This is a genomic window from Bacillus sp. TH30 (assembly GCF_016650875.1).
Taxonomy (GTDB): domain Bacteria; phylum Bacillota; class Bacilli; order Bacillales; family Bacillaceae_G; genus Bacillus_A; species Bacillus_A mycoides.
In genome coordinates this window covers 3925924-3941920 of sequence record NZ_JAEKEY010000002.1, presented here as the reverse complement: position 1 = coordinate 3941920, position 15997 = coordinate 3925924, and the positions used below count along the sequence as shown (strand labels likewise).

Here is a 15997-nt window from a genome sequence, read left to right as displayed (position 1 = left end):
TAAATTATTTTACAATGTGAATTGGCATTCCAAGAGCAACTTCAGCTGCTTCCATTGTGATCTCACCTAATGTTGGGTGAGCATGGATTGTTTGAGCGATATCTTCAGCTGTCATTCCAGCTTCGATAGCTAAACCAATCTCAGAGATAATATCAGAAGCACCTGCACCTGCAACTTGTGCACCTACAAGAAGACCATCTTCTTTACGCGTTACAAGTTGTAAGAAACCGTCAGTGCTGTTTAATGATAACGCACGACCGTTTGCAGCGAATGGGAACTTAGATACAGCTACTGTCATTCCTGCTTCTTCAGCTTGTTTCTTAGTGTAACCAACAGATGCTAATTCTGGATCAGTGAAGCATACTGCAGGAATTCCGATGTAATCGATTGCTGATGCATGGCCACTAATTACTTCAACAGCTACTTTACCTTCGTAAGAAGCTTTGTGAGCTAATGGTGGTCCAGGAACGATATCACCGATTGCATAGATGTTTGAAATATTTGTACGGCATTGCTCATCAATTTCGATAATGCCACGGTCAGTCATTTTAATTCCAACTTGCTCAAGACCGATTTCTTGAGTGTTTGGACGACGACCTACAGTTACTAATACGTAATCTGCTTCTACAGTTTGGATTTCACCGTTAACTTCAAAGCTAACTTTTACGCCAGTTTCTGTTTCTTCAACGCCTTTAGCCATAGCTTTTGTATGGATATTTACGTTACCTTTTTTCTGTAGAGCACGTTTAACAACAGAGCTCATAGCTTTTTCGAAACCAGCTAAGATTTCGTCGCCAGCTTCTACTACAGTAACTTCTGTACCGAAGTTAGCATATGCAGTACCTAATTCCATACCGATGTAACCGCCGCCGATTACAACAAGTTTTTTAGGAATTTCAGGTAAGCTTAAAGCGCCTGTAGAGTTGATAACACGTTTAGAGTATTTGAATCCTGGAATTTCGATTGGTGTAGAACCAGTTGCAAGAACAGCATTTTTAAACGTATAAGTTTGTGCTGCATCTTCAGTCATTACACGTAATGTGTTAGCATCTACGAAGTAAGCTTCACCGCGAATGATTTCAACTTTGTTACCTTTAAGAAGGCCTTCAACACCGCCAGTTAATTTCTTAACTACGCCGTTTTTCCATTCTTGAACTTTTGTAAAGTCAACTTTTACGTTCTCTGCAGTGATACCCATGTCATCAGAATGCATTGCATTCTCATAACGATGACCTGCATTGATTAACGCTTTTGAAGGAATACATCCAACGTTTAAGCATACGCCACCAAGGTTAGATTTTTCAATAATCGCTACCTTTTGACCTAATTGTGCTGCACGAATTGCCGCAACGTATCCACCAGGACCTGCACCAACAACGACTGTATCTAATTCAATTGGGAAATCTCCTACTACCATTGTTATTACGCCTCCATTACTAATAATTGTGGGTCATTCAATAGACGTTTAATTTGGTTTAATGCTTTTTGAGCAGTTGCGCCGTCAATTAAACGATGGTCAAAGCTTAGAGATAATGCTAATACTGGAGCTGCAACGATTTCACCGTTTTTCACAACTGGTTTCTCAGCGATACGGCCGATACCAAGGATTGCTACTTCTGGGTGATTGATAACTGGAGTGAACCATTGTCCACCTGCAGAACCAATGTTTGTAATTGTGCAAGAAGCACCTTTCATTTCAGTTGGAGCTAAACGACCATCACGTGCTTTACCAGCAAGTTCATTGATCTCGTTAGAGATAGTAAAGATAGATTTACGATCTGTATCTTTAACAACTGGTACTAATAGACCTTTGTCTGTATCAGCTGCGATACCGATGTTGAAGTAATGTTTATGAACGATTTCTTGAGAAGCATCGTCTAAAGCAGTATTCAACATTGGGAATTCACGTAATGCAGATGTTAAAGCTTTTACAACGTATGGAAGGTAAGTTAATTTAATACCTTTGTCAGCTGCAACAGCTTTGAACTTCTTACGGTGAGCAACAAGTTCTGTTACATCTACTTCATCCATTAATGTTACGTGAGGAGCTGTATGTTTAGAGTTAACCATTGCTTTCGCAATCGCTTTACGGATACCACTCATTTTCTCACGAGTTTCTGGATATTCACCAGCTGGGATTGGTTGTGCTTTTGGTGCTTCTTCTTTCGCTGCTGCTGCTGGAGTAGCTTCTACTGCTGCTGGAGCCTCAGTTGCTGCTACAGTTTGTCCACCATTTGCAAATGCATCGATGTCAGTTTTCACAACACGGCCGTTCTTACCAGAACCAGCTACTTTATGAATATCTACACCTTTTTCACGAGCATATTTACGAACAGATGGCATAGCGATTACACGCTCATTTACTACTTCTGCAGTTGCTGCTGGAGTAGTTTCCGCTGCTGGAGCTTCTACTACTGCTGCTTCTTCAGCTTTTGGAGCTTCATCATGATCGTCACCTTTAAATTTAAGGTTTTCGTATCCAGGAGCATCAAATTTAATTAATGTATCTCCTACAATTGCAACTGTTCCTTCTTCTACAAGTACTTCAAGTACTTTACCTTTAACAGGAGAAGGGATTTCTACTACTGCTTTATCATTTTGTACTTCAAGAAGTACATCGTCTTCATTTACTTCATCGCCTGGTTTAATAAACCATTTTACGATTTCACCTTCGTGGATACCTTCACCGATATCTGGTAGTTTAAATTCAAATGCCACGGAATTCAGCCCCCTGATTCATTTCATTATTATGGAATATGTACAAAAGAAACCAGCATGTGCTGATTTCTTTTGCACATGAAAAACTAAAAATTAGAAGTTCATTACTTTGTTAACAGCTTCAACAATATCTTTATGGTTTGGTAACCATACGCTCTCAGCTTGAGAGAATGGGAATACTGTATCAGCAGCTGCAACACGTACAACTGGAGCTTCTAAGTTTAAGATTGCACGGTCGTTAATTTCCGCTACAACGTTAGCTGCAATACCAGCTTGTTTTTGAGCTTCTTGAACTACAACTACGCGGCCTGTTTTTTCAACAGAAGCGATGATTGTTTCGATATCTAATGGTTGAACTGTACGTAAGTCAACAACCTCTAAAGAGATACCTTCTTTTTCAAGTTCTTCAGCAGCTTTTAATGCAGCATGAACCATAGCACCATAAGCGATAACAGATACATCTGTACCTTCACGTTTGATGTCAGCTTTGCCTAAATCAATTGTGTAATCACCTTCTGGTACATCTTGACGGAATGAACGGTACAATTTCATATGCTCTAAGTAGATAACTGGATCGTTGTCACGAATCGCAGAGATTAAAAGACCTTTTGCATCGTATGGAGTAGATGGAATAACAACTTTTAGACCAGGTTGTTGTGCCACTAATCCTTCTAAGCTATCAGCATGTAGTTCAGGAGTATGAACACCACCACCGAATGGAGAACGAATTGTTACTGGAGCAGTCCAACGTCCACCAGAACGGTAACGCATACGAGCTAATTGACCAGAAACTGAATCCATTACTTCATAAATGAAACCGAAGAATTGGATTTCTGGAACTGGACGGAAGCCTTCAAGTGCAAGTCCAACTGCAAGTCCACCAATACCAGACTCTGCAAGTGGAGTATCCATTACACGATCTTCACCGAATTCAGCTTGTAAACCTTCAGTAGCACGGAATACTCCGCCGTTTACACCAACGTCTTCACCAAACACAAGTACGTTAGGATCATTTTTCATTTCAACGCGTAAAGCATCAGTGATTGCTTGAATCATTGTCATTTGAGCCATGGCTTACTTCGACTCCTTTTCTTTGTAAATTTCATATTGTTCAGCTAAGTTGTAAGGCATTTTTTCGTACATGATTTCCATTAAATCAGTAACTTTTTGTTTTGGAGCTTGGTCAGCCTTAGCAATTGCTTGTTTGATATCTTCTTTTGCTTCTTCGATAACTTTCTCTTCAACTTCTTGAGACCATAGGCCTTTGTTTTCTAAGAATGCACGGAAGCGTACGATTGGATCTTTTTGTTCCCATTCGTTTTCGATATCTTTTGTACGGTAACGAGTTGGGTCATCACCAGCCATTGTATGTGGACCATAACGGAATGTTAAAGTCTCGATTAAAGTAGGACCTTCGCCATTTACTGCGCGCTCACGAGCGAAAGCAGTTGCTGCATATACAGCTAATGGATCCATACCGTCTACTTGAATTCCGTAAATACCTGCTGCTACTGCTTTTTGTGCTACAGTTTTAGCTGCAGATTGCTTTTCTACTGGAGTAGAGATTGCATAACGGTTGTTTTGTACAACGAAGATTGCTGGAGCTTTGAATGCACCCGCAAAGTTCATACCTTCGTAGAAGTCACCTTGTGAAGCACCACCGTCACCAGTGTAAGTAATTGCAACAGATTTTTTACCACGTAATTTCATACCTAACGCAACACCAGCAGTTTGGATGATTTGCGCACCGATAATGATTTGTGGAGCAAGTGCATTTACATTCTCAGGCATTTGGTTACCCATGAAATGTCCACGAGAGAATAAGAATGCTTGGTATAATGGTAGACCGTGCCACACTAATTGTGGAACGTCACGATATCCTGGTAAGATGAAATCTTCTGCTTCAAGTGCGAAATGACTTGCTAATTGAGAAGCCTCTTGTCCAGCAGTTGGTGCGTAGAAACCTAAACGTCCTTGACGGTTTAAAGAAATAGAACGTTGATCTAGTACGCGAGTATACACCATACGGCGCATTAATTCTTTTAATTGATCATCAGATAATTCAGGCATAGCTGCTTCATTCACAACTTCGCCTTTTTCATTTAAAATTTGTAATGTTTCAAATTGAGCTGCGATAGCTTTCATTTGCTCATCAACATTAAATAGGGTCTTTTTTGTTTTAGTACCCATTCCGTTCACCTCTTCCTCTCTTGAACCATATTCTGAAACGCTTTCACTATCTATTAGCTAGACTGAAAGCGCAACAATGTAAACCAACAAATTTGTTTGTCGGTTGAGAATAATTTTGTGTACCTAACAATCTGTACTAATGTTTTTTCAAAAACATATTAATACAATCTTGATCACGTTTTTTAGTTTACAACTATTCTAATTACGATGTCAATTACTTTGAATACGTTTTTTTATAAATAATATGCCGGTTTCCTCTACACAAACGTGTTTTTATTTTTCACATCTGTATTAGTAAGCAATAACCTGCTGTTATATTATTCCCTTTTTAACTTATTTTTTCTCTTAGAATAATATGTAAACGATTTAATTCTCCTTAGTTTTTCTCTCTTCTCAAGAAAATTATACAAACACTTCTTCCTTTTATAGGTAAATACCTATACATTTCTGATCATTCCTCCATACATTATAGTAACCGCAGTATTAGCGGGAAATGATAAAGGAGGTCATCTCATGTACGGATACTCATATTGCTATCCAACAACTTGTTCATATCCTTCCTACGGTTATGGCGGTTCTTGTGGCGGATCTGGAAGCGGCTTCGCCTTAATCGTTGTGTTGTTTATCCTTTTAATTATCGTTGGTGCTGCTTGCATTCGCTAATTAATGTAAAATAAAACAACTATGGAAAGAAACAGACGGCTTTGCCGTCTTTTCTTTTTATTACATAACTTATCTGTAGAAGATTTGTTTCCAAGTAGCTCTTCTTTACTTGCCGATGACTTTTTTTATCTCCTTTGGTAGACTAAAGGAGAAAGGAGAGATTACATATGCTTACAATGAATGAGGTAATTCGTGAAGGAAATCCTATTTTGCGCGACGTCGCAGAAGAGGTCTCCTTACCTGCTAGCGAGGAAGATACAAATACTCTTAAAGAAATGATTGAATTTGTAATAAATAGCCAGGACCCTGAAATGGCTGAAAAATATAATTTACGCCCCGGAATCGGATTAGCAGCTCCGCAAATCGGTATTTCAAAGAAAATGATTGCGGTTCATGTAACTGATACGAACGATACGTTATATAGCTACGCATTATTTAACCCAAAAATCATTAGTCATTCTGTTGAACGTACATATTTACAAAATGGTGAAGGCTGTCTATCTGTAGACCGTGAAGTACCTGGTTATGTCCCTCGTTACACGAGAATTACAGTAAAGGCAACAACGATTAACGGTGAAGACGTAAAACTGCGATTAAAAGGTTTACCAGCAATTGTATTCCAACATGAAATCGACCATTTAAACGGTGTTATGTTCTATGACCATATTAATAAAGACAATCCATTTGTGGCTCCCGATGATTCAAAACCTCTCGAGCGATAATAGTAAAAAGGCGGAAGTTAATCTTCCGCCTTTTTATTATATGAAATGGGTTCCACACTTACTTATAACAAGCCAGCCCACTTTAATCCGTGATAAATACCGTCTTCATTAACATCTTTTGTCACATAATTAGCAAGTTTTTTCAAATCCTCATGACCATTCCCCATCACAATGCCCGTTCCTACTGCTTCAATCATTTCTAAATCATTTAATCCGTCCCCAAATGCATATACTTGTTCACGATTAAATCCTATTTTCTCAATAAACTTCTCAATCCCTTTTGCCTTAGAACCACCATTAGGGATAATATCCATTGAATATGCATGCCAGCGTATAAAATGAAAATCTGGATAATGATGAATAAACTTTTCTTCTTCGTTTACTTCACAAAAAAGAAGCGTTTGATAAATATCGCGTTTCTCATAAAAATCAGGTTCATATGCCGGATGCTCGAATTGTAAGCTTCCAAAACCTTCTTTTACATAATCATGATATTCCACTGACGCTCTCATTTCTTGATGGTCAAGATATACAAGTGGATATCCTTCTTGTTTTGCAAACTGAGTAAACTTATGTAGAGCATCAGGATGTAATGGATTATTAAATAATACCTCATCCTCAAATACAACATACTGCCCGTTAAAACTAACATAATTATGTATATTGAGTTCCTCACGAATATCTTCAAACATAAATGGCGCACGCCCTGTCGCAATCGCTACATGCACACCTTTTTCTTGTAAATCTCTTACTGCATCTCTTGTAGATTGCGGAATTTTCTTATCATGATCTAATAATGTTCCATCAATATCAAAAAAGACAATTTTATCATTCATTTGTCAAAATCCTTTCTGGCACTCTATATTCCTATTTTGATTATCACTTTTCAAATTTCAAAAAAAAGTATAACATATTAAACATCTGTGAAGAAAGCGTTCACTTTCTGACCTTATTTATGAAATGTGCATATACTATTAGTGAAAAAATGTGGATACTTGTTCGGATGAATTTTCTTTTCTATTCTTCCTCATACTATATCTATAACTAACGGCTACTAATCGTTACTACAAGATAACTTACACTATACTAAAAAGAACAAGATTCACTATTCACTTCTAATCTTCTTTCTTGTATGGGAGACAGAGTTATCATTAGTAATATGCATGTTTTAAATAAGGAAAGGAAGGAGTAATCATGCTGAAGAAGCTGAAGAAAAAGCTCAAGCGTTATTTAAACGATTTAGTCCGTAAGAAGACAATCGCTTAAATTGTGCCCATTTCGGGCTTTTTCTTCATTCTCATTCGAAAAAACATGAAAATCGTGACTGTTTGCTTTATAATAAGTAACAGATAATGCAAAACATAGACAAGGAGAGGTTTTCCCAATGATTTTTAAAGTATTTTATCAAGAAAAATTAACTGAGGTCCCAGTACGTGAAAATACAAAAGTTTTATATTTAGAGGCTACGTCTCAAAAGGATGTTCGTAAAAAATTAAATAAGTTCGCATATAATATCGAGTTCGTTCAGTCTGTTACTGGTGCTCATCTTGAATATGAAAAACAAAACGCTGATTTAATATTAGCGGAGATCGTATAGTCATATGAAATTCCTAAAAAATGATCAAGCTGCCGTTTTTGCCCTCGGTGGTCTTGGTGAAATCGGTAAAAATACATATGCTGTTCAATTTCAAGATGAAATTATTATAATTGATGCTGGAATTAAATTTCCAGAAGACGAACTCCTCGGGATCGATTATGTAATACCAGATTACACTTATTTTGTGCGAAACGAAGATAAAATTAAAGGGTTATTCATTACACATGGTCACGAAGATCATATCGGTGGAATTCCTTATCTATTACGTCAAGTAAACATTCCAATTTACGGCGGAAAATTAGCAATTGCCCTAATAAAAAACAAATTAGAAGAGCACGGATTACTTCGTAAAGCAAAACTTTATGAAATTCAAGAAGATGATGTTATTAAATTTAAAAAGACATCTGTTTCCTTCTTCCGTACAACTCACAGTATTCCGGATTCATACGGAGTTGTTGTGAAAACACCTCAAGGACAAGTCGTTCATACAGGTGATTTCAAATTTGATTTCACACCAGTAGGTGAGCCAGCAGATTTAACAAAAATGGCCGAAATCGGAAAAGACGGTGTACTTTGTCTCTTATCTGATAGTACAAACAGTGAAGTGCCAAACTTTACGATGTCTGAGCGCCGCGTTGGTGATAGTATTCAAGATATATTCCGCAAAGTAGACGGTCGTATTATATTCGCAACCTTTGCATCGAATATCCATCGCTTACAACAAGTTGTTGAGGCTGCTGTTGAAAACAATCGTAAAGTAGCTGTATTCGGTCGAAGTATGGAAGCGGCTATTGAAATCGGACAAAACCTTGGTTATATCCGGTGTCCAAAGGATACATTCATAGACACATCTCAGCTAAACCGCCTACCAGCTAATAAAGTTGTTATGTTATGTACAGGTAGTCAAGGGGAACCGATGGCAGCACTTTCACGTATTGCCAATGGTACACATCGTCAAATTCAAATTATCCCTGGCGATACAGTTGTTTTCTCTTCTTCACCAATCCCAGGCAATACAATTAGTGTAAGTCGTACAATTAACATGTTGTACCGCGCTGGTGCTGATGTAATCCATGGTAAACTCTCAAATATTCATACGAGTGGACACGGTGGACAAGAAGAACAAAAGTTAATGCTACGTCTTATTAAGCCGAAATATTTCATGCCAATTCATGGTGAATATCGTATGCAACGTATGCATATGAAATTAGCGAATGATTGTGGTATTCCAGAAGAAAATTGTTTCATTATGGATAATGGAGATGTTCTTGCTTTACGTTCTGATGAAGCAAGCGTAGCTGGGAAAATCCCATCTGGCTCTGTCTATATCGATGGAAATGGTATTGGAGATATCGGTAATATCGTATTACGTGATCGTCGCATTCTTTCTGAAGAAGGACTTGTTATTGTAGTTGTAAGCATTGATATGAAAGAATTTAAAGTTGCAGCAGGACCTGATATCATCTCGCGTGGTTTCGTTTATATGCGTGAAAGCAGCGATTTAATCAACGATGCTCAAACATTAATTACAACACATTTAGAAAAAGTAATGGAGCGAAAAACAACACAATGGTCTGAAATTAAAAATGAGATTACAGACACATTAGCACCATTCCTATACGAAAAAACGAAACGTCGTCCAATGATTTTACCAATCATTATGGAAATATAAGAAAAAGGACAATGCCTCCTCGGCATTGTCCTTTTCTCTTATCTTAAAAAATGCTTAAAACGATCTACTTCATCATCATGACCAATTACAATTAATATATCTCCCGCCTGAACGTTTTCTGTAGCTCGAGGAGATACGATAACTTCTTTTCCACGTTTAATTGCTACAATGTTCAAACCAAACTTCGCACGAATATCTAATTCAATTAAAGAGTGCCCATCAATTTTTTTATTTGCGATAATCTCTACAATACTATGCTCATCTGAAAGCTCTAGGTAATCTAACACATTACTTGATGCGATATTATTAGCAATCCTTTTTCCCATATCTCGTTCTGGATGCACAATATGATCTGCCCCTATTTTACTTAACACTTTTTCATGATAGTCATTTTGAGCTTTTACAGTAATATTTTTCACACCTAATTCTTTCAAAATTAACGTTGTTAAAATACTTGAATTCAAATTATCTCCAATAGCAACGACTACATGATCAAAATTACGAATACCAAGACTTTTTAATACCATCTCATCTGTTGAATCTGCAATTACAGCATGCGAAGCTATATTTGCAAACTCATTAATTTTATCCTCATCTGAGTCAATTGCCATTACTTCCATACCTAATTGAGCTAATTCACGGCAAATACTTCCACCAAAACGGCCAAGCCCAATAACAGCAAATTCTTTCTCTTTTTCGCCCACAGGAATTCCTCCAATAACATCAAATACTATGTACTTTTATTGTAACATACTTTAAATTCGCTACAAAAACCTGTATATACTTCTTATTTTTGTTTTTGCATATAAAAATACTGTTGTAAATAAAACGCGATACCGAAAATTAACATACCAAATACAAATATATTTCCAAATGAACTAAATGTTTCAAAAACGAACAATAGCGTTTCTTGTCCGAAAAAAGCAAATAAAAGTTGTGTAAATGCGAATAACAGTGCCAATATGTAATGATGTTGATGGAATAAATAATGTGTTGCGCCTAAAAAAGCTACAAGCGAAACAATGAAGATCCACCAAGTTTCTAAAAACAATTGCCAATTAGTAAATTGATATCCATTTACTAATATCGCAATAATTCCTATAACTGCCATCGTCGGCACACTCCATAATAATGCACGCCCTCTAAAGAAGTGCGCACCTTTTGCATCTCCTTTTTCATTTGCGATGTATGTTAGCACGACAGTACTTATATACAAAACAGAGAGGATTGTTAAAACAATGATAAGCCAAAAATGTAATTGATAATATTCATGTTCTATATTCGTCACAATTGCAGCTAACATACATGGAATAAACATCCCTGTCCAACCATCTATTTTTCTTTCGTTCCAAAACACCGTATTACCAATCCGAATTCCTAATAGCATAAAAATAATGATACCTAGTACAAATAACGTAGTCTTATTCCCTACTAAACTCGTCGAGAAAGCAATTAATCCAATAAATAAAAAAAGAACAAATCCATTCATAATTTCTAGTACAGGTGACAAATATCTTTTCACCCATTTGTATGTTTCTTCATATTCACTATTATTTGCTAAACGATAGGCGTAAAAACTTATCCCAAAATAAACCGCCGCAATAATAACATATGCATATAAGACGAAACATAAAATCGCACTGCTAATTTGCACGTAATTCCCCACCCTTTTTTCTATGTATCACATTGATTTTACACACTTTTCATACTAAAAGTAAACATATATAGGGTAGTTAAATAATTATCTTCCCTATTAGCAATAATTAATAATGAGCAGTGGCTAAAAACCCCCTGCTCATTATTAAGACGTCAAATTTAACTTTACTCATTTGTATGAAGATGTCTAACACTAACGAATACGAAAGATGTTTTCGTCTCTGAACTAAGAAGTCCCCACTCTAAACTATTGCACAATTAGCGAGTAAGTTCACTTTCTATTTCCCTTCCACTTCACATATTGATTTAAAAATACAATTGCTTTCTCAATAACCTCTTCGTCTGGTTTTAATTTCGCATGATGTAAACCATATTCTGAATTTACTCCAAGCCAAAACATAAATCCAGGCATCTCTCGAAGCATATAACCAAAGTCTTCACCTGTCATTGCCTCCGTACACGTAATTACGTCCATAGTCGTTTGTTCACGTGTAAATTGCATAAACTCTCTCGTTAGCTCCTCATGGTTATACACTTGATGATACATCGCTCCGTAGTCAATAACAGCTTCGCATTGAAAAGAAGCTTCTATTCCCGCAACAATTGCCTCAATTCGGCTTTTAACACGTTTCATTGATTCCACTGATAGCGTTCGAATTGTTCCTTCTAAACGAGACTTTTCTGCGATAATGTTTTGAACTGTACCACCTGTAATTTTCCCAATTGTAATTACCGCACTGTCAAGAGGGTTCACATTACGACTAATAACTGATTGAAGTTGTGTAACGAGATGACTCGCTGCAACAATCATATCATTTGCTGTATGCGGATATGCAGCATGTCCACCTTTTCCTTTTAAATCAACGTATAGCTCTGATGTATTCGCAAATAATAAACCTTCTTTTGTCGCAATTGTTCCCACAGAGTATTCAGGCGCAATATGAAGTCCAAGAATCATATTAGGCTTCCATTCTTTTAACTCATCGCTTTCTAACATAGGAAGTGCACCACCTGGACCTTCTTCAGCTGGTTGGAATATAAACACAAGATCATCATCTATTCTTTCGCTTACAGCCGCTGTTAGAAGTCCTAAACCGATTGTTGCATGCAAATCATGTCCACATGCATGCATCATTCCTTCATGGACAGAAGAGAATTCATATCCAGTTTCCTCTGTAATTGGTAGACCGTCTATATCTGCACGATAACCTATTATTTTTTCTGGATTTTTTCCATTTACTTTAACAATTACACCTGTTTTCCATGTTTTCACTTCCAAATATTCATTAGGAAGCGTTCCTATATAATCTAAAATATACTGTTGTGTTTTCCACTCTTTAAATCCGATCTCCGGAATTTTATGTAAATCTCTACGAACTTGGACAAATTTGCTTACTGTCATTTTTGCACCTCTATCTATAAAAAGCGTAAGAGCACATCCATGCTCTTACGCTTTTTATTTTTTATTTCTCTGGGTTTAATTGACGAAGCTCTTGTTTAATTTCAGTTTTTGCTTTTGTCTTCTCATCAATTTCTTTAATTACACGTGCCGGAGTTCCCGCAACAACTGTATATGGAGGCACATCTTCTGTTACAACAGCTCCTGCTGCTACAACTGCACCTTTACCTACTGTAACGCCTTCTAGAACAACTACATTTGCACCAATTACAACATCATCTTCAACGATAACTGGTTTTGCAGAAGGTGGCTCAATAACACCGGCAAGTACAGCACCTGCACCTACGTGACAGTTCTTACCAACTGTTGCACGTCCACCAAGCACTGCGTTCATGTCGATCATAGTACCTTCACCAATTACAGCACCGATGTTAATTGTTGCATTCATCATGATAACAGCGTTGTCACCAATTTCTACATGGTCACGAATAATCGCGCCTGGCTCAATACGAGCTTTAATACCTTTTAAATCAAGCATTGGAATTGCAGAATTACGACGGTCATTCTCAACTACATAGTCAACAATGTGCTTGTTATTTTCATCAAGAATTGTCTTAATTTCAGACCATTCTCCGAATAATACACCAGATTTTTTATTTACAAATGCTTGTACTGTTTCAGGGAATGTTACCTCTTTTAAATCCCCTTTTATGTATACCTTTACAGGAGTTTTCTTTTCACTGTTTTGAATAAACGAAATAATTTCGTTAGCGTCCATCATTTTCATTCTTGTTGCCTCCTAAATCCATTTATAATGTTACTCTACCAAACGATAGAGCGAGTAGCAAGACAATAATCTTATTTTTCCATTTGAATTTCTTCTATAATTTCTAAAAATGCTTGTACTTGCTTCAACTGCCTTGCCGAGTCACTCGTCAATAACCATGTTTCTCTCGTTAATTGAACAGGTGTTTTATACATATTTTCCTGCACTTCTTTTAAAACAGTCGAAGGTAAAAGAGCATAACCTATTCCATTTAAAACAAGCTGTTTGCACGTTTCAATTTGGTCAACTACAATCGTTCGCTTAGGTGGATTTGAAAATAATCCATACCACCAATTTTGTATTTGTCCATAGTAGGTCGAATCACTTTTAAATTGAATAAATGGTCTATTTGTCTCTTTTAACATCGAAATATCTTTTATTTCTTTATCAACTAAATATAATTCATCTTCAAATAATTGTTGTTTCTGCCCTTTGTATTCTTGTGATCCTCTCAGTATAGCAACATGAACGTCTCCTTCATAAAATTGCTTTTGCACTTCACTACTCCAGCCAGTAAACAGAGATATCTTCACAGAAGGATACTTATGCACAAATTTTTTCAAAACAGGTGGAAGCCAATATTGCCCAATGACTGATGCAACAGCTATTTTTAACGTACCGTATGTTTCGGTTCTAAAAAGAGCCAGTTCACTTTTAATACCCTCTTCCCGTTGTAACATTTCTTTTGCATAATTTGCAACTTTTTCCCCTTCAGGTGTAATTGTTAATCCTTTTTGTGAACGAATAAAAAATTTCATTCCCCATTGTTTCTCCATAGATTGTAATCGTTGACTAAGCGCAGGTTGGGAAACAAATAAACGTTCCGCCGCTTTTCTCATATTTGATTCCTGAGCTAACACAACCATCATTTGAAAATCATCAATTTGCAACTTTCTCCCTCTTTCCTTAGCTTCCATACACCTAATTTTAATAAGTATTTCATCCTTAATTTAATTGCATACTTTTATACATTAGAACGGTTTGTTAGTTCAAACTTTTCTTATGCTTTATGTCTTTTTAAATATAATACATACACAACTGATATGCACGAAAAAAAGTGACTTCGCCTTTTCTGTGAAGTCACTTTCCCTACGTTATCGATTATGCTGTCTCACTTTTTTATTCAACAATTTTAAAATAGCCCGCCGTGTTAAAATACCCTCGAAGTAACCTTCTTCATTGACAGCGCAAATAAAAGGATGATCAATTGTCATTTCTAAAGCTTTTGCAAAAGAATCTTCTAACGTAAGAACTGGAATCTCTTCCTTCATCACTTGTTCCACTTTCATATTCTCAAGTCTTTCAAACTCAATGCGCTCTAATCCTAAAATACCATCTAAAATCATAGCAGTACTAATTAACCCATGTAATTTATACATAGGGTCTAAAACAGGAATCGCCGAATATCCAGATTTCACAAGAACGAGTAAAGCATGTTCTAGACCATTCCCTATTTGTACATGTGCTACTTTATCTGATGAAATCATTAAATCCTTCACAAGAATTTGTTGAAACTCGTCTTTCGGAATACTAATCATGTTACATCCCCCATTTTCCCTTTTTCCTGCTAATATTCTCCGATCCTATTCACATTTTATGATAGCGTTTTCATATTATTATTTTGTCCTGACATTATTCTAATAAAAATAAAAATACATAACTATTTTAGCATATAACATAAAAAAAGACTACCATTCCGGTAGTGCTTAATACCCTTTATTTTTTAATCGGTAAAACAATCTTGTGATTTTTTTATATTGCGTCACATCTGTCTGTTTTAAACCATTCTCAATGTCTGTAAGCTCCACCGCTAAAATTTCGCTCGCGTAATTTTGCTGAAACAGAATATCCAACAATAAATTTTCTTCTTCTCTTGTTAAAACAAATTCCTTTTCCATATGCTCCTCTCCTTGCACTCGCATCATCACTCTCATTATATAAATTTTTCAGTCTATTTAACAGATGTAATATTCAGTTTTCGTTAGAAACACTTAACGACTGCGAATATATAGACATCATTTCACATTATTTTGTATATCTGTTTGCGTAACTAAATGCCGCATAAGCATCTGGTTTAATTTTTGCTGTTAATCCCATTGCTTGAATTTTCATCGTCATATCTAAAATAAATTCTTTTGTTAAACCATCATTCCCGATATCTAAATGAATTTCCATTATGAATCCTGCTCCATCTTGAGCGTATTGGTGCAATAAATCCCATATCGCTTGTATATGATTGGGAGTAAATAGATAGGCGATTTCTTGACTAAACTGTGTTTCTAAATATATTTTCTCTCGCAACGTTGCTGGCTTATTTTTCACTGATTTATGATGCAAACATCCCCATGCTCCTTTTCCAACACGATGAATATGTATCGCTGTAATAAACCTCGTATCCTTTTGATGCGCTTGTGAGTCTGTCCCAATAGATAATCGATATAAATTTCGCGGATCCTTTTCAATGAAACTACAAATACGGTTAAATACCATATCAAAATTCAAATGTCTCTCTGAAACATTATAAAATGTATGCTCACCGTCCACATAGTCACGT

At 36.4% G+C, this 15997-nt stretch carries 17 protein-coding genes; 4 read left to right on the top strand and 13 right to left on the bottom strand.

What is annotated here, in order from left to right; all coding sequences use genetic code 11:
• Positions 1-4: 4 nt before the first annotated feature.
• The 4 genes from lpdA to pdhA form a co-directional block, all read right to left on the bottom strand.
• Positions 5-1417, bottom strand: coding sequence for a dihydrolipoyl dehydrogenase (gene lpdA / locus JFU20_RS22615; protein WP_002014851.1), 1413 nt, complete (start codon positions 1415-1417; stop codon positions 5-7).
• A gap of 5 nt (positions 1418-1422) precedes the next feature.
• Complete coding sequence (pdhC, locus tag JFU20_RS22610) at positions 1423-2718, bottom strand: pyruvate dehydrogenase complex dihydrolipoyllysine-residue acetyltransferase (RefSeq protein ID WP_002014848.1); 1296 nt, start codon at positions 2716-2718, stop codon at positions 1423-1425.
• A gap of 93 nt (positions 2719-2811) precedes the next feature.
• Entirely contained in the window at positions 2812-3789 is a 978-nt protein-coding gene (gene pdhB, locus JFU20_RS22605; protein WP_000068162.1) for a pyruvate dehydrogenase complex E1 component subunit beta, read from the bottom strand.
• A gap of 3 nt (positions 3790-3792) precedes the next feature.
• Positions 3793-4908, bottom strand: a complete 1116-nt coding sequence (pdhA, locus tag JFU20_RS22600) for a pyruvate dehydrogenase E1 component subunit alpha (RefSeq protein WP_000536893.1) — start codon at positions 4906-4908, stop codon at positions 3793-3795.
• A 513-nt stretch (positions 4909-5421) separates the two neighbouring features.
• Here pdhA and JFU20_RS22595 point away from each other — a divergent pair.
• Together JFU20_RS22595 and def are read left to right on the top strand one after the other, a co-directional pair.
• Positions 5422-5571 carry a YjcZ family sporulation protein gene (locus JFU20_RS22595; RefSeq protein WP_002014847.1) on the top strand — a complete coding sequence of 50 codons (150 nt, stop codon included), beginning with the start codon at positions 5422-5424 and terminating at the stop codon, positions 5569-5571.
• 167 nt (positions 5572-5738) lie between these two features.
• Positions 5739-6293 carry a peptide deformylase gene (gene def, locus JFU20_RS22590; RefSeq protein ID WP_002014846.1) on the top strand — a complete coding sequence of 185 codons (555 nt, stop codon included), beginning with the start codon at positions 5739-5741 and terminating at the stop codon, positions 6291-6293.
• A gap of 62 nt (positions 6294-6355) precedes the next feature.
• On the opposite strand, the gene JFU20_RS22585 is transcribed toward def, so the two are convergent.
• Positions 6356-7129: a Cof-type HAD-IIB family hydrolase gene (locus tag JFU20_RS22585; protein WP_002014845.1), complete on the bottom strand. Its 774-nt coding sequence runs from the start codon at positions 7127-7129 to the stop codon at positions 6356-6358.
• A gap of 548 nt (positions 7130-7677) precedes the next feature.
• On the opposite strand from JFU20_RS22585, the gene JFU20_RS22580 reads away from it, so the two are divergent.
• Together JFU20_RS22580 and rnjA are read left to right on the top strand one after the other, a co-directional pair.
• Positions 7678-7890: a DNA-dependent RNA polymerase subunit epsilon gene (locus tag JFU20_RS22580; RefSeq protein ID WP_000576436.1), complete on the top strand. Its 213-nt coding sequence runs from the start codon at positions 7678-7680 to the stop codon at positions 7888-7890.
• A 4-nt stretch (positions 7891-7894) separates the two neighbouring features.
• A complete protein-coding gene (gene rnjA / locus JFU20_RS22575) occupies positions 7895-9562 on the top strand; it encodes a ribonuclease J1 (RefSeq protein WP_002014844.1) in 1668 nt (555 codons plus the stop codon).
• 38 nt (positions 9563-9600) lie between these two features.
• Here the strand turns inward: rnjA and JFU20_RS22570 are convergent, their stop codons facing one another.
• From JFU20_RS22570 to JFU20_RS22535, 8 genes are all read right to left on the bottom strand, one after another.
• The gene (locus JFU20_RS22570) at positions 9601-10266 is read right to left on the bottom strand and encodes a potassium channel family protein (RefSeq protein ID WP_000504033.1); all 666 of its coding nucleotides are present in this window, start codon (positions 10264-10266) and stop codon (positions 9601-9603) included.
• Positions 10267-10349: 83 nt separating this feature from the next.
• Entirely contained in the window at positions 10350-11216 is an 867-nt protein-coding gene (locus JFU20_RS22565; RefSeq protein WP_002014843.1) for a hypothetical protein, read from the bottom strand.
• A gap of 273 nt (positions 11217-11489) precedes the next feature.
• Positions 11490-12620: an N-acetyldiaminopimelate deacetylase gene (locus JFU20_RS22560; RefSeq protein ID WP_002014842.1), complete on the bottom strand. Its 1131-nt coding sequence runs from the start codon at positions 12618-12620 to the stop codon at positions 11490-11492.
• Positions 12621-12681: 61 nt separating this feature from the next.
• Positions 12682-13404: a 2,3,4,5-tetrahydropyridine-2,6-dicarboxylate N-acetyltransferase gene (dapD, locus tag JFU20_RS22555; protein WP_002014841.1), complete on the bottom strand. Its 723-nt coding sequence runs from the start codon at positions 13402-13404 to the stop codon at positions 12682-12684.
• Between the two features lie 71 nt (positions 13405-13475).
• Entirely contained in the window at positions 13476-14360 is an 885-nt protein-coding gene (locus JFU20_RS22550) for a transcriptional regulator CcpC (protein ID WP_002014840.1), read from the bottom strand.
• A gap of 177 nt (positions 14361-14537) precedes the next feature.
• The gene (gene cbpB / locus JFU20_RS22545; protein ID WP_002014839.1) at positions 14538-14981 is read right to left on the bottom strand and encodes a cyclic-di-AMP-binding protein CbpB; all 444 of its coding nucleotides are present in this window, start codon (positions 14979-14981) and stop codon (positions 14538-14540) included.
• Positions 14982-15149: 168 nt separating this feature from the next.
• Positions 15150-15341 carry an antirepressor AbbA gene (gene abbA, locus JFU20_RS22540; protein WP_002145987.1) on the bottom strand — a complete coding sequence of 64 codons (192 nt, stop codon included), beginning with the start codon at positions 15339-15341 and terminating at the stop codon, positions 15150-15152.
• 127 nt (positions 15342-15468) lie between these two features.
• The gene (locus JFU20_RS22535) at positions 15469-15987 is read right to left on the bottom strand and encodes a ribonuclease H-like YkuK family protein (protein WP_002165139.1); all 519 of its coding nucleotides are present in this window, start codon (positions 15985-15987) and stop codon (positions 15469-15471) included.
• Between the last annotated feature and the right edge of the window lie 10 nt (positions 15988-15997).

Bases quoted from the DNA above. Each gene is read 5' to 3' on its own strand.
- lpdA (WP_002014851.1), bottom strand. From the start codon at position 1,417: ATGGTAGTAGGAGATTTCCCAATTGAATTAGATACAGTCGTTGTTGGT.
- pdhB (WP_000068162.1), bottom strand. From the start codon at position 3,789: ATGGCTCAAATGACAATGATTCAAGCAATCACTGATGCTTTACGCGTT.
- pdhA (WP_000536893.1), bottom strand. From the start codon at position 4,908: ATGGGTACTAAAACAAAAAAGACCCTATTTAATGTTGATGAGCAAATG.
- JFU20_RS22595 (WP_002014847.1), top strand. From the start codon at position 5,422: ATGTACGGATACTCATATTGCTATCCAACAACTTGTTCATATCCTTCC.
- def (WP_002014846.1), top strand. From the start codon at position 5,739: ATGCTTACAATGAATGAGGTAATTCGTGAAGGAAATCCTATTTTGCGC.
- JFU20_RS22585 (WP_002014845.1), bottom strand. From the start codon at position 7,129: ATGAATGATAAAATTGTCTTTTTTGATATTGATGGAACATTATTAGAT.
- JFU20_RS22580 (WP_000576436.1), top strand. From the start codon at position 7,678: ATGATTTTTAAAGTATTTTATCAAGAAAAATTAACTGAGGTCCCAGTA.
- rnjA (WP_002014844.1), top strand. From the start codon at position 7,895: ATGAAATTCCTAAAAAATGATCAAGCTGCCGTTTTTGCCCTCGGTGGT.
- JFU20_RS22560 (WP_002014842.1), bottom strand. From the start codon at position 12,620: ATGACAGTAAGCAAATTTGTCCAAGTTCGTAGAGATTTACATAAAATT.
- dapD (WP_002014841.1), bottom strand. From the start codon at position 13,404: ATGAAAATGATGGACGCTAACGAAATTATTTCGTTTATTCAAAACAGT.
- JFU20_RS22550 (WP_002014840.1), bottom strand. From the start codon at position 14,360: ATGGAAGCTAAGGAAAGAGGGAGAAAGTTGCAAATTGATGATTTTCAA.
- cbpB (WP_002014839.1), bottom strand. From the start codon at position 14,981: ATGATTAGTATTCCGAAAGACGAGTTTCAACAAATTCTTGTGAAGGAT.
- abbA (WP_002145987.1), bottom strand. From the start codon at position 15,341: ATGGAAAAGGAATTTGTTTTAACAAGAGAAGAAGAAAATTTATTGTTG.